We start from the raw sequence: 12,785 nt of genomic DNA on the forward strand, positions 1-12,785 counted from the left end.
CTTGAAAATACAGGGATTTTCTTCCTATAGAAACAGTGACGGCACCCCGGCACCCGGAGACGGCCGTAAACGGAGAATAGAAAAAGAATGATTAAAACGATTACAGCCGCAGAGCTGATCAATGGAAGAACCTTTGACCGGACGATCATTGACATCCGTCCGGCGGAGGAATACAAAAAGGGGTCCATGGACGCCGCCTTAAATATCCCGGAGGACAAGCTGGTAGAATACCTGGAGAATCCGGAAGAGGCGGATCTGGAATCCGGCACCATCGGCGATGGAAAAGCCTGGGAAGAGGGCGTGAATGTGGGAAAGCTTCTCGCGGCGATCCCGAAGGACAAGCCGGTATGGGTACTCTGTCACACCGGAAATAAGAGTCTTTACGTTGCAGAGCTTATGAGCGATGCGGGCTTTGATGCCGGAAGCGTGGAGGGCGGATACCGTTCCTTCCTGCGTCTGTCCCTGTCCATGATGGTCATGAACGAGGAAGAGGTCACAGAGCGGACGAAAGCCATCGAGCGCAGCATCATCACGAAATACCGCAAGTCCATCTGGAGACGCTTCACAAAGGGAGTCCATGACTACGAGTTAATTAAGGAAGGCGATAAGATCGCGGTCTGCATTTCCGGAGGAAAAGACTCGATGCTGATGGCGAAGCTTTTACAGGAGCTGCAGCTTCACGGCAAGGTAAAATTCGACCTCGTATTCCTTGTGATGAATCCGGGCTACAACGAGGACAACTGGAATATCATCTTAAACAACGCGAAGCTTCTCGGCATCCCGATCAACGTGTTTGAGAGCGATATCTTCAACATTGTCGCTGACGTGGATAAGAGCCCGTGCTATCTCTGTGCGAGAATGCGCCGCGGTTACCTTTACTCCCATGCGAAGGAGCTCGGCTGCAACAAGATCGCCTTGGGGCATCATTTCGATGATGTGATCGAGACGACGCTCATGGGCATGCTGTACAGCGGAAAAGTCGAGACGATGATGCCGAAGCTCCACAGCAAGAACTTCGAAGGCATGGAGCTGATCCGCCCGATGTACATGGTCCGCGAGGCGGACATCAAGGCATGGAGGGATTACAACAACCTTCACTTTATCCAGTGCGCCTGCCGTTTCACCGAGCGCTGTGCGACCTGCGGCGGAGAAAAGGGATCGAAGCGCGACGAGATGAAGGAACTGATCGCGGAACTCAGGAAGCGCTGCGACACCATCGACATGAACATCTTCAACAGTGTCCACAATATTAATTTAAAGACGGTCATCGGTTATCACAAGGGAGACTGGACGTATAATTTCCTGGATGACTACGATGAGGAAGAGAAGAAAATGCCGCGGTAGATAAGAATATTTTAGGGCGTCAGTCGGTGGAAAGTTACTTTTCATGGGTAGGAATTTTCTGAACTGAAAATTCCGTATGATACCGTTGTAACTGTGGGAAACTTGCGCGGAAAATTAAACAAAAGCGTAATTGACAATTCTTTTCAAACACGCTATAATGAGATTCTATCGGAGATCATGCGGATGTGGCGGAACTGGCAGACGCACCAGCCTTAGGAGCTGGCGGGCAACCGTGGGGGTTCAAATCCCTTCATCCGCATTCTTCTTTAGAATTACGAATCGAATAACTACCAGAATAGGGGAGTAGTCGGCGCCACTGGCGCAGTAAGGCCAACATACTGGAAATGATCCTGGTTTTACTTTAAATGATGAGACTTATCTGTCGGGAAAAGACAGAGGGGGTCTCTTTTTTTATGCATTTGCGGGCCTCTTACTGGTGGGAAGATCAACAAGAAATAAAATTTGGAGGAAATGATCTATGGGGCTTCTGGAATTGTTTATCCTGGCTGTGGGGCTGTCGATGGACGCCTTCGCGGTGTCTGTCTGTAAGGGCTTGTCGGTGACGAAAATGGAACCGAAGCATGCGTTGCTCTGCGGCGCTTATTTTGGCGGATTTCAGGCACTGATGCCGGCCCTTGGTTATCTTCTGGGAAGTCAGTTTGAATCCATGATCACCCGGATCGACCACTGGATCGCCTTTGTGCTTCTCGGGATCATTGGATCAAGCATGATCAAAGAATCCAGGGAGGACGAAGAGGAAGAGGTCAGCGCGAGCTTTGATATGAAGACCATGCTGGCGCTGGCGGTTGCGACGAGTATTGATGCCCTCGCGGTGGGAGTCACCTTCGCATTTCTCCATGTAAATATCGTCTGGGCGGTGACCTTTATCGGCTGTACGACCTTTGTCCTGTCGGCGGTCGGGGTAAAGGTTGGTAATATATTTGGGATGAAATATAAGTCGAGGGCGGAGCTGGCCGGCGGTGTGATCCTGATACTCATGGGAGTCAAGATCCTGCTGGAGCATCTGGGATTTTTAGGCTGATATGAGATACAAATAGACCTCCGGGATTCTTGACAATGGTTTGGCAGACCGATATAATGAGTGAGTATCTGAGAGGCGTACAGCAGTGTACGATGAGCATTGTATACATCAGGGTTCAGCGTCATTTGATGCGGACCCTGTAACTATGTTGACATAAGCATGGAAAACGATTCTAATTTTCCGGAAAGTTGAAAAAATATGGAAAAGAGAAACACAAACAGACAGAGAGAATATCGGGATGATTACCGCCAGCATTCCCCGGCATGGATCCGGGCGCAGCGCAGGAAGAGAAAGCGCATTATAAGACGGCGGATCATGATCGGCAGTGCGGTGATCTGCATCGTGCTGATCGCGGGCGTGATCCGGATCTTTTCCGGCGGAAAGAGCCACGGAAAAGAGACGGAGGCCAGTGCCATCGAGGAATCCACATTCCAGGCATCCGATATCAGCGTAAACGGAATCTCCTTAAAGGGAATGACGAGAAGTGAGGCGAAAGCCGCTATTGAAAAAGAATATCCGTGGAAGGTGACGATCACCTACAACGGGGAGAGTATCGACGCGGAGAACCTGATCGACACTGATCTTGACGCATTTTTAGATGGAATCTGCACGGGAAAGGCAGAGGGAGAGTACACCTTCGCGGTTGAAGACTCCGAGGATCTGCAGTCCGCTGCGGCAGAGGCAGCGGCGGACGCGGCGGCGAAGTGGGATGTGAAGGCAAAGAACGGCTCGATCTCCGAGTATGACGCTGCGACGGATAAGTTCCTGTTTGCGGACGGAGCTCCGGGCAAGGCTGTGAACCAGGAGAAGCTTATAAAGGACCTCGTGGAGGCTGCGACAAGCGGAAACTATGACGCCGTGATCCAGGCTGAGGTTAATGAGAGCCAGCCGGAGCTTTCCGCAGCGAACGCGAAGGAGCAGTATAAGACTCTTTCTACGTTTACGACGGAGACTACCGCCAACGAGAAGAGAAATACAAACGTAAAGCTTGCGGCCAGGGCTATCAACGGAACCATCGTGCAGCCGGGTGAGGAATTTTCCTTTAATAAGGTCGTGGGACAGCGCACGGCGGAAAAGGGATATCAGGAAGCGGCTGCCTACAGTGGAGGCGAGGTCGTACAGGAACCGGGCGGCGGTGTCTGCCAGGTATCTTCCACGATGTACCGTGTGGCATTCCAGTCCGGTATGCAGATCACGTTCCGAAGATCTCATACCTTTGAGCCGAACTACGTAACTCCGGGACAGGATGCGGCCATCAGCTGGGATATTCCGGATTTCCGGTTTATCAATACATCAAAGGCGGCCATCGGTATCCGCGCGAACTACAGCAACCGGAAGATGACAGTCTCCTTCTACGGAGTACCGGTTCTGGAGGATGGAATCACCTGGAGTCTGGAGTCTGAGAAGACGGATGAGCTTCCGCCGCCGGAGCCGACTTATGTGGAGGATCCGACACTGGATCCGGGCACCGAGGTGACACAGAAGGCAGCGACGAACGGCAGCCGCTGGGTTACCTATAAGATTGTTTCAAAGAACGGAACTGTTGTCGAGAAGACAGAAGATCACGCGAAAACCTACAAGGGACATGCGGCTGTGATCCGCAGAAATACGGGAACCGTGAAGGTTTCACCGGATGAGACATCCGCAGTGGAGTCCACGTCCGCGGCAGCAGTAGACGGAATGCCGGACGGATATGTTCCGGGCGAGAGCGTCGCACCGGAGAGCTCCGCCGCCGCGACAACCGCAGCTGGTTCTTCCGGCACATCGGCGGCAGCGGTATCCACCGGTGGCTCTGAGACGAAGGGCACACACAGTGAGACAACGGCTGCATCGACGACAGCGGCAGCGACTGAGGCAGCGACGACGGCTGCACCGGCGACAGAAGCAACGACGGCAGCCGCGCCAAAGGGCCCGGGTGATGAAACATCCGCAGCTGCACCGACGGAAGCCATTGGAAATATTGCGGGATTTCCGGGAAATGGGAACTAGGGAAATCTTTGCACGCATTGGCAATGGCACTGGCAGATACAGGAAAACACCAGATAGAAACAAGGGGTGAATGCGGCATGTTCAGCAGGCGCGAATATGAATATGTGATGGAGATCGCCAAAGAGGGCAGCTTTTCGAAGGCAGCCCAAAAGCTTTATGTGTCCCAGCCAGCACTCAGCGGCGCGATCAAAAAGCTGGAAAAGGACCTTTACGGGATCCCGCTTTTTGACCGTGCCGTCACGCCGGTGGCATTGACACCGGCAGGGCAGTATTACCTTGAGCAGGCGAGAAAGATTTATGAGCTGAGGAATGAAATCGAACATCACTTTGCGGATCTTGCCGGAATCCGGACGGGAATCATCAATATTGGAACTTCCGGATATTTCTGCGCCTATCTTCTCCCGGATATCATCCGTGGCTACTACCGGCTCAATCCGAAATGCAGGATCAATGTGACGGAGACGGATGCCTCCGGCATGGACGCAGGTCTCCGTTCCGGACAGTTCAATATCACGATCGATGTCGAGGTGCTGGATCCGGAAATGTTTGAGAGTGTGACACTGGGATATGAGTATATGGTAATGGCTGTTCCGGCATCCTTTGAGGTCAATGACAGAATGAAACAATATCAGATCTCGAGAGAGGCGATCTTAAACAGAAGTTTTCTGGATGATTCGGTACCGGCTGTTGATCTTTCCCTCGTCGCGAAGGAACCGTTTTTGATGCTCAAAAAACATCACGATGCCTATCGCAGGAGTATGGATATCTGTGCGCATTCGGGATTTGAGCCAAACGTCGTGATGTCCTTCGATCAGCTTCAGACAGCCTATAACGTGGCGAGAAGTGGACAGACCGGTATTATTTTCTTCCGGGATGGGCTTTTAAAATACACGGAGAATACCGAAAAGCTGTGTTATTATAAGCTCGGGGATCCTCTGGCGAAGAGGGCAATTCTGCTGACAATGAAGCGCTATCCCGGCGTTGGACCGACGGTGGATGACTTTATTAAATATCTAATGCTTGCGAAGAAATAACGTGGATGGATACCGACTGCGTATCTGTCAAAATATATAGTATCAGGCGAAAAGCGTCTGGAACAGAATTCTGTTCCGGGCGCTTTTCGTTTATCCCCTATAAGCATTTGCTTATACATCCATATCTGAAAGCGAGTTGGAAATCTTTTCTCATAGATGTTACAGTAATGTCAGAAACAAGCAAGGTACATAAAGAGTTACCGCACAGAGGTCGGATGCGTCAGAACAGAAGCTCCGCATGAAGCGGGAACCACAAAGAAGTCACAGTATAAGGAGGATTCAGCATGAGATTAGCAACTATCAAGGTAAACGGAACAGAAAAAGCCGGTATCGTATTAAATCGCGGTATTCTTCCGATCAAGGCGCTGAACGCCGCAAAGGGAACTGCATGGGCGGAAGACATGATGAGCCTGATCCAGAAACAGCAGATCCCGGGCTTAACAAAATGGTATAACGAGGGCGGAAAGGAAGAGCTTGAGAACATTGCAGGTCTTGTCCCGAACGCAGATGTTGTATATGGTCCGCTTTACCGCAACCCGAAACGTATCTTTGGAATCGGTCTTAACTATGTGGATCATGCGGGAGACATCGGATCCGCAGCGCCGAAGGGATTCCCGGGAAGCTTCTTCAAGATGGCAGATACCCTGATCGGACCTGGGGACGAGATCCTGCTTCCGAAGTTAAAAGAAGCGCAGAAGACGACCGCTGAGGCAGAGCTTGGAATTATCATGGGAAAGGATTGCAGAGACGTTTCCGAGGAGAACTGGCAGGATGCCATCGTCGGATACACAACGATCCTCGACATGACAGAGGAGTCCATCTTAAAGGGAAATGATTATGTGACAGGAAATCCGAGATACCTCTGCATCGTCAAGAACTTCCCGACCTTCTTCTCCTTTGGACCGCAGCTCGTAACACCGGATGAGGTTCCGGATGTGCTGAAATTAAATGTACAGAGTATCCACAATGGCGAGGTTCACGCGGAAAACGTAGTTGCGAATATGACACACCGCCCGGCACGCCTCGTGTCCCTGCACAGCAGTATTCAGGGCTGGTACGCAGGAGACATCCTTTCCACCGGAACACCGAGAGCATTCCACATTCAGGACGGCGACATAGCGGAATGCCGCATCCAGGGACCGGACGGATTTGAGATGGCACCGCTTGTGAACCCGGTCGTTGACTTGAAAAAGCATCCGGAGAAATAGAACTTATTCAATTACTGTATTTTAATCAAACAATTCAAATAATTAAAATAATAATTTGATCCCGGATAGCTGTGAAGAGATAAACAGTTACCAGTTTCAAAACATTTAAATTGGAGGTATCTATCATGGATTTAGGTTTAAAAGATAAAGTTGTTCTTTGCATGGCATCTGCAGCAGGACTTGGAAAAGGAATCGCAACAGAGATGGCGCGTGAGGGCGCAAAGGTTATGATCTGCACCGCTGAACCGTTTAAGGATCAGCTCCTCGAGGCGCAGGCTGAGATCGAGAAAGAGACCGGAAATAGACCGGAAACATTCCTCTGCGATGTGAATAAACCGGAAGACATTGACGCACTTGTAAAACATACGGTCGATACTCTCGGCGACATCTACGCTTTAGTAAATATGTGCCCGGGTCCGAAGCCGGGACCGTTCGAGAACTTTGATGACGCAGCATGGACAGGCGCTTTCAATATGTGTCTCCTTTCCTATGTAAGAACCATCCGTGCGGTACTCCCGTCCATGAAACGTCTCGGCGGTGGCCGTATCGTAAACTCTACATCCTCTTCTGTTAAGGACTGCCTCGACAACCTGATCCTTTCCAACACCATGAGAATGGGCGTTGTCGGCATGAGCAAGACACTTGCAAGAGAAGTCGGCAAGGACAACATCCTGATCAATGTCATCGGACCTGGTCGTATCGGCACAGCAAGAATCGAGAGCTTAAATAAGATGCGCGCGGACAAAGCCGGAATCAGCGTATCCGACTATGAAAAAGAGGACCTTAAGAAATTCCCGATGGCGCGCTACGGCACTATCGACGAGTACGGTCGTCTCGCAACATGGCTCTGCTCTGAGGCAAACACATATGTATCTGGCCAGACGATCCTCTTAGACGGCGCTATGACGACCGCATATTAATCAGAAAACATGTATTGTCCCGCTGCGTGTGAAAACAGCGGGGCAATACGGATTGAAACAGCCAATATCAGGTCACTCCTTCTGGACTGGGAAGCGTAAAGCAGAAAGGAACTTTAGTGATGGATAAATTATTTGCAAAAAGAATGGACGAGCTCGCTCCGTCCGGAATCAGAAAAGTAAACGAAAAAGCGCTTGCAATGGAGCGTGCCGGTGAGACCGTGATTCACTTTGAACTTGGTCGTCCGGATTTTGACACACCGGAATATATCAAAAAAGCCTGCATCGCCGATATCGAGAAAGGTGACGTTTTCTACACCTCCAACTTCGGTACCATGGAGCTCCGCGAGGCGATCGCTTGGAAATTAAAGACTCAGAATAATGTCGACTACAAGCCGTCCGAGATCATCGTCAGCGTTGGTCTTTCCGAGGCTGTCTTCGATGTAATGACAGCGATTCTCGATGAGGGCGATGAAATTCTCGTTCCGAATCCAGGCTGGTTAAACTACTTAAATGTACCGAAGCTTCTCGGCGCAACACCGATCACCTATACATTAAAGGAAGAGAATGATTACCAGATCGATCTCGATGAGATCCGCGCAAAGGTAACTCCGAGAACAAAAGCCATGGTCCTCATCACACCGAGCAACCCGACCGGAGGTGTTCTCGCTGAGAATGTCTTAAAGGAACTGGCGGAAATCGCAGTGAAGAACGACATCATGGTCATCTCCGATGAGGTTTACGAGAGACTGCTATATGATGATGCAAAGCACATCAGCATCGCTTCCCTTCCGGGAATGAAAGAGCGTACCATCACATTGAATGGCTTCTCAAAGGCGTATTCCATGACCGGATGGAGACTCGGATATGCTGCATGCAATGAGGAGATTGTTAAGACCGTCAACAAGCTTCATCAGCATGTGGTCACATGCGCAACTTCCTTCGTACAGAAAGCAGGCGTCGTTGCCCTCAAAGAAGAGAAAAACGAAGTCACCGACATGGTCAAAGAGTATCAGAGACGCCGCGACTACGCAGTCAAAGCCATCAATGAGATCGACGGCTTAAGCTGCCGCTGTCCGAAAGGTGCATTCTATATCTTCATCAACATTGAAAAACTCGGCATGACCGGGCAGGAATTCGCACCGCTGCTCCTTGAGAACGCAAAAGTTGCCCTTGTTCCGGGCGATGTATTCGGGACGGAAGGTGATCATTATGTCCGGATGTCCTTCGCGAATAGCTATGAGAATGTCGTTGAGGGATGTAAGAGATTGAAAGAGTTTGTTGAGAAGCTTCGCAGGAACAAATAAGCATTTCATATCGGAAGATTACTTCTTTTATATCTAAAAACCCCGGAACCTGTTATAAGATTCCGGGGTACATAACGAGAGCACGAGACGGGATTCGAACCCGCGACCCTCGCCTTGGCAAGGCGATACTCCACCACTGAGCCACTCGTGCGAAATGAAATTGCTTTAAGAGATGTTTCTATTATACCTATAGTTTTTTTACCTGTCAATGATGAAAACGTAATGTTTTACATGATTTTGCACAGCAGCAAAATGGAAATAGTACAATGATCTGGCGAAGATTCGTATCTTTTGACCGTAGTCATGGGATACGGACTCAGGCAGAATCAGATAAACAGGAGGTAAAGATGTGAAGAAAAAGGTGTTGTATGTTGAGCGTGGTATTGATGAATACGGTTTGTATGAAGGAACTCAGGATGCCATGAAGGATCTGAACGTGGAGTTGTCCATCACGCTTGATCCGAAGGACATTGAAGACTGCGACGGAGTGATATTTCCGGGAGGTCTGCCGGATGTTGATCCTGAGCTTTATGGGGAAGAGAATCAGGGCAGCATGAACCTCGACAGAACGCTGGATGATGAGCAGATGGCAATGATCGACGCTGCGGTAAAAGCAAAGAAGCCGATCCTGGCGATCTGCAGAGGAATGCAGCTGGTTAATGTTTATTTTGGGGGAACATTGATCCAGGATCTGGAGAATGGAACTATGCATAAATATGTTCCGAACGAGAACAAGCTGCATGATACGGTCAGCATTTCAGGAACCCCATTCGCGATCATCTACGGCGATACCGGAATTGTCAATTCTGCCCATCATCAGGCTGTAAAAAAACCGGGAAAAGGATTTAAGATCGGTCAGGTATGGCTTTCGGGAAAGCTTAGCCCGGAGCAGAAAAAAGAATGGCTGGAAAAGATCGAAAATGATGAGACCCTGGAGATAGAGTGCAAGAGAACCTGTATTATAGAAGGAATGATACATAAGGAGCTGCCGATCATTATGGTACAGTGGCATCCGGAGCTGATGCACAGAGATCCGATCAAGGGAACATTGGATCAGGACCGTATCTTTATGTACTTTGCGTCATTACTGAAATAACAGGGGGAAGATCATATGGCAATTTACAATGCAATCATGGCATTTACGAACTGGATGTGGACATTCCCGATCCTTGCCCTGCTGATCGGCGGCGGTCTTGTGATCACCGTGGCATGCGATTTTGTCCAGATCAAACATTTTGGCTACATGCTGAAGGCAACATTCGGTGATGCAGCGCACAGTAAGAGTGAAGAAGGAATCTCAAGCTGGTCGGCGATGGTAGCGACACTTGCAAATACGATCGGAACCGGCAACATCATCGGTGTCGGAAGTGCGATCGCGTTAGGAGGTCCCGGAGCGGTTTTCTGGATGTGGGTGATCGGTTTTGTCGCGATGGCATTAAAATATTCTGAGGCATTGCTTGGTGTGTATACAAGAGAAAAGGATGCAAACGGACAGTGGCGCGGCGGAGCGAATATTTATCTGGCAAAGATCTGGAAACCACTTGGATGGATCTGGGCGATCACCTGCTGCTTTGGAATGGCGGTCGGATGCGGCGTTCACACCGGAGCGATCAGCTCCTCTGTACATACATTCGGAGTGCCGTCCCTGATCACAACCGTAGTTTGCTGTGTGATCATCGTTCTGGTTATTCTTGGCGGTCTTGGCGCACTTGTAAAGGTCACTGACAAACTGGTACCGGCAATGGCGATCATCTATATGGCAGCTGGAACACTTCTGATCATTCTGAATATTCAGAATCTGATTCCGGCTCTGATCTCCGTCTTTACAAATGCATTTACAGGGACAGCGGCAACCGGCGGATTTGCAGGGGCTGCGCTGGCGGCAACGATCAAAAACGGTTGTTCCAGAGGTGTGTACTCGAATGACGGAGGAAACGGAAGCGCCAGCATCCTGCATGCCCAGGCGAACACAAATGAGCCGGTCAAGCAGGGAATGTTTGGTATTTTCGAGGTATTTATGTGCACGATGATCATCTGTACGTTCAGCGCAATGGTCATTCTTGTCACAGGAACATGGGAGACTGGAGATCCTGGTTCTGTTCTGGCGATCAATGCATTTGGAACGATCGGTCTTCCGGGAAGACTCCTGGCATCCATCAGCCTGATCCTTTTCGCAGCATCTTCAGCGTTGTCAATGTCAACATCGGCAGGGATCCTTGCGGAAAACCTGCTGGGAAAAGCAGCAAAGCGGATCATGCAGATCCTGGTTGTGGTTTGCTGTTTCATCGGAGGCACGATCGGTGTTGATGCGGCACTCCCGTGGGTAGATTTTGGCAACATGTGGATGATCCTGGTTCATGTCATCGGCATCATGTTCTGGGTTCCGAAGATGCGGGAGCTCACACTTGATTTCTTTGACCGTCTGAAGAGGGGAGAAATCCAGGAGTAAGCAGAGATCGGACATAATTTTTGCGGCGGGTATACCCGTTTTTAAAAAGAGATTTAAATAAAAGCTCAGTGTCAGGATGAAAAAACGAAGGAGAAAATAGTTACTTTGCACGGAGTCACTGATCTGATCAATACTATCGTATAGGTAAGTATTAAACTATAATGTGAGTATTACATTTAAATGTGCGTACTTGTATTTGAAATCATTCTTGATATAAGCAACAAAAAAAACTGATCCAATAGAAGCGGAGGAAAATTTTATGAGCAAAAAAATCGTAGTTATCACAGGAAGCCCAAGAAAAAACGGCAACAGTTTTGCAATGACAGAGGCATTTATCAAAGCAGCTGAGGATAAAGGGCATACCGTTACCCGCTTTGATGCAGCGATGAAACAGGTTGGCGGATGTCATGCATGCGAGACATGTTTTAAGACTGGAAAGGCCTGTTCCTTTGACGATGATTTTAATACGATCGCACCGGCAATCCTGGAAGCAGATGCGGTTGTGTTCAGCACACCGGTTTACTGGTATTCGATCCCGGCCCAGATTAAAGGGGTTATCGACAAAATGTATTCCTTCTGTGTGGCAGGGAAAGAGATCGCAGGCAAGGAATGTGCCGTGATCACCTGCTGTGAGGAAAATGACCTGTCTGTCATGGACGGTGTCCGAATCCCGATCGAGCGTACGGCTGCTCTGCTGAAGTGGAATATGATCGGCGAAGTGCTGGTCCCGGGTGTTTTAAACGCAGGAGAGATCGAAAAAACAGACGGATGCAGACAGGCGGCTGAACTGGCAGAGAAGATCTGAGAGAAAAGGTGAGTGCAGGTATGGGAAAGAAGATTGTAATACTGAATGGAAGTCCCAGAAAAAATGGGAACACTTCCGCTCTGGTCCGAAAGTTTACGGAAGGCGCAGAGAGTGCAGGGAATGTGGTTACGGAATTCTTTCTTGATCACATGGAAATCCATGGTTGTAAAGGCTGTTTTGGCGGTCACAGCAGCCGCGAATGCCCATGTGTCCAGAAAGACGATATGTCACAGATCTATCCGGCCGTAAAAGAATGTGATGTGATCATTCTTGCGACTCCTTTGTATTACTGGAATATGAGCGGACAGATCAGAACAGCGATCGACAGACTGTTTGCACTTGAGGAAGGCGATGGAAACCTGCTCCGGGGACATGGACGGGCAAGCGCACTTTTAATGGCGGCAGAAGGAAATGGATTTGAGGATGTCCTGACTTATTATGATCACCTGATGAAACATCTGAGATGGAAAAATATCGGGCATGTTCTTGCGGGAGGCAATGGGGATGTCGGAGACATCACCGGAAAGCCGGAACTGGAACAGGCTTATGAGCTTGGAAAGTCGATCTGACAGACAATGAGAATGTGTTTTGCGATTCCTAAAAATGCCTGAAGGCAGGAAAATCAAAGGAATCGAAACAATAAAAATATTAAATTAACCTGTTGTGCTATTTCAAATAAAACGTTTAAAA

Annotated in this window: 11 protein-coding genes and 2 tRNA genes; 12 read left to right on the forward strand and 1 reads right to left on the reverse strand. The window is 49.3% G+C overall.

Annotation, left to right across the window (positions count from 1 at the left end; all coding sequences use genetic code 11):
- Positions 1 to 87: 87 nt before the first annotated feature.
- The 8 genes from DW677_RS15060 to DW677_RS15095 all read left to right on the forward strand — a co-directional run bounded on the left by DW677_RS15060 (position 88) and on the right by DW677_RS15095 (position 8,841).
- Entirely contained in the window at positions 88 to 1,344 is a 1,257-nt protein-coding gene (locus DW677_RS15060; RefSeq protein ID WP_117504280.1) for an ATP-binding protein, read from the forward strand.
- A gap of 179 nt (positions 1,345 to 1,523) precedes the next feature.
- Positions 1,524 to 1,603, forward strand: a tRNA-Leu gene (locus DW677_RS15065).
- A gap of 219 nt (positions 1,604 to 1,822) precedes the next feature.
- Positions 1,823 to 2,386 carry a manganese efflux pump MntP family protein gene (locus DW677_RS15070; RefSeq protein WP_117567717.1) on the forward strand — a complete coding sequence of 188 codons (564 nt, stop codon included), beginning with the start codon at positions 1,823 to 1,825 and terminating at the stop codon, positions 2,384 to 2,386.
- Positions 2,387 to 2,584: 198 nt separating this feature from the next.
- Positions 2,585 to 4,375 carry a VanW family protein gene (locus DW677_RS15075; RefSeq protein WP_117567718.1) on the forward strand — a complete coding sequence of 597 codons (1,791 nt, stop codon included), beginning with the start codon at positions 2,585 to 2,587 and terminating at the stop codon, positions 4,373 to 4,375.
- Between the two features lie 77 nt (positions 4,376 to 4,452).
- Positions 4,453 to 5,409, forward strand: a complete 957-nt coding sequence (locus DW677_RS15080; RefSeq protein ID WP_117470877.1) for a LysR family transcriptional regulator — start codon at positions 4,453 to 4,455, stop codon at positions 5,407 to 5,409.
- A 284-nt stretch (positions 5,410 to 5,693) separates the two neighbouring features.
- Positions 5,694 to 6,617, forward strand: coding sequence for a fumarylacetoacetate hydrolase family protein (locus DW677_RS15085; RefSeq protein ID WP_117470860.1), 924 nt, complete (start codon positions 5,694 to 5,696; stop codon positions 6,615 to 6,617).
- Between the two features lie 125 nt (positions 6,618 to 6,742).
- On the forward strand, positions 6,743 to 7,537 hold the full coding sequence (locus tag DW677_RS15090) for an SDR family oxidoreductase (protein WP_117470859.1): 795 nt from the start codon (positions 6,743 to 6,745) through the stop codon (positions 7,535 to 7,537).
- 119 nt (positions 7,538 to 7,656) lie between these two features.
- On the forward strand, positions 7,657 to 8,841 hold the full coding sequence (locus DW677_RS15095; protein ID WP_117483459.1) for a pyridoxal phosphate-dependent aminotransferase: 1,185 nt from the start codon (positions 7,657 to 7,659) through the stop codon (positions 8,839 to 8,841).
- Positions 8,842 to 8,920: 79 nt separating this feature from the next.
- On the opposite strand, the gene DW677_RS15100 is transcribed toward DW677_RS15095, so the two are convergent.
- Positions 8,921 to 8,992: transfer RNA gene (locus DW677_RS15100), tRNA-Gly, on the reverse strand.
- A 198-nt stretch (positions 8,993 to 9,190) separates the two neighbouring features.
- Between DW677_RS15100 and DW677_RS15105 the strand changes: the two genes are divergently transcribed.
- The 4 genes from DW677_RS15105 (at position 9,191) to DW677_RS15120 (ending at position 12,664) form a co-directional block, all read left to right on the forward strand.
- A complete protein-coding gene (locus DW677_RS15105) occupies positions 9,191 to 9,937 on the forward strand; it encodes a gamma-glutamyl-gamma-aminobutyrate hydrolase family protein (protein WP_117567719.1) in 747 nt (248 codons plus the stop codon).
- A 15-nt stretch (positions 9,938 to 9,952) separates the two neighbouring features.
- Positions 9,953 to 11,290 carry an amino acid carrier protein gene (locus DW677_RS15110; RefSeq protein WP_117567720.1) on the forward strand — a complete coding sequence of 446 codons (1,338 nt, stop codon included), beginning with the start codon at positions 9,953 to 9,955 and terminating at the stop codon, positions 11,288 to 11,290.
- 259 nt (positions 11,291 to 11,549) lie between these two features.
- Entirely contained in the window at positions 11,550 to 12,095 is a 546-nt protein-coding gene (locus DW677_RS15115; protein WP_117483457.1) for a flavodoxin family protein, read from the forward strand.
- A 20-nt stretch (positions 12,096 to 12,115) separates the two neighbouring features.
- Positions 12,116 to 12,664, forward strand: a complete 549-nt coding sequence (locus tag DW677_RS15120; protein WP_117483456.1) for a flavodoxin family protein — start codon at positions 12,116 to 12,118, stop codon at positions 12,662 to 12,664.
- The last annotated feature ends 121 nt before the right edge of the window (positions 12,665 to 12,785 follow it).

Origin of the sequence: Clostridium sp. AM25-23AC (assembly GCF_003435125.1) — a bacterium.
GTDB classification, from domain to species: domain Bacteria; phylum Bacillota; class Clostridia; order Lachnospirales; family Lachnospiraceae; genus Pilosibacter; species Pilosibacter fragilis.

Coding starts and splice junctions, on each gene's coding strand:
- DW677_RS15060 (WP_117504280.1), top strand. CDS start 88: ATGATTAAAACGATTACAGCCGCAGAGCTGATCAATGGAAGAACCTTT.
- DW677_RS15070 (WP_117567717.1), top strand. CDS start 1,823: ATGGGGCTTCTGGAATTGTTTATCCTGGCTGTGGGGCTGTCGATGGAC.
- DW677_RS15075 (WP_117567718.1), top strand. CDS start 2,585: ATGGAAAAGAGAAACACAAACAGACAGAGAGAATATCGGGATGATTAC.
- DW677_RS15080 (WP_117470877.1), top strand. CDS start 4,453: ATGTTCAGCAGGCGCGAATATGAATATGTGATGGAGATCGCCAAAGAG.
- DW677_RS15085 (WP_117470860.1), top strand. CDS start 5,694: ATGAGATTAGCAACTATCAAGGTAAACGGAACAGAAAAAGCCGGTATC.
- DW677_RS15090 (WP_117470859.1), top strand. CDS start 6,743: ATGGATTTAGGTTTAAAAGATAAAGTTGTTCTTTGCATGGCATCTGCA.
- DW677_RS15095 (WP_117483459.1), top strand. CDS start 7,657: ATGGATAAATTATTTGCAAAAAGAATGGACGAGCTCGCTCCGTCCGGA.
- DW677_RS15110 (WP_117567720.1), top strand. CDS start 9,953: ATGGCAATTTACAATGCAATCATGGCATTTACGAACTGGATGTGGACA.
- DW677_RS15115 (WP_117483457.1), top strand. CDS start 11,550: ATGAGCAAAAAAATCGTAGTTATCACAGGAAGCCCAAGAAAAAACGGC.
- DW677_RS15120 (WP_117483456.1), top strand. CDS start 12,116: ATGGGAAAGAAGATTGTAATACTGAATGGAAGTCCCAGAAAAAATGGG.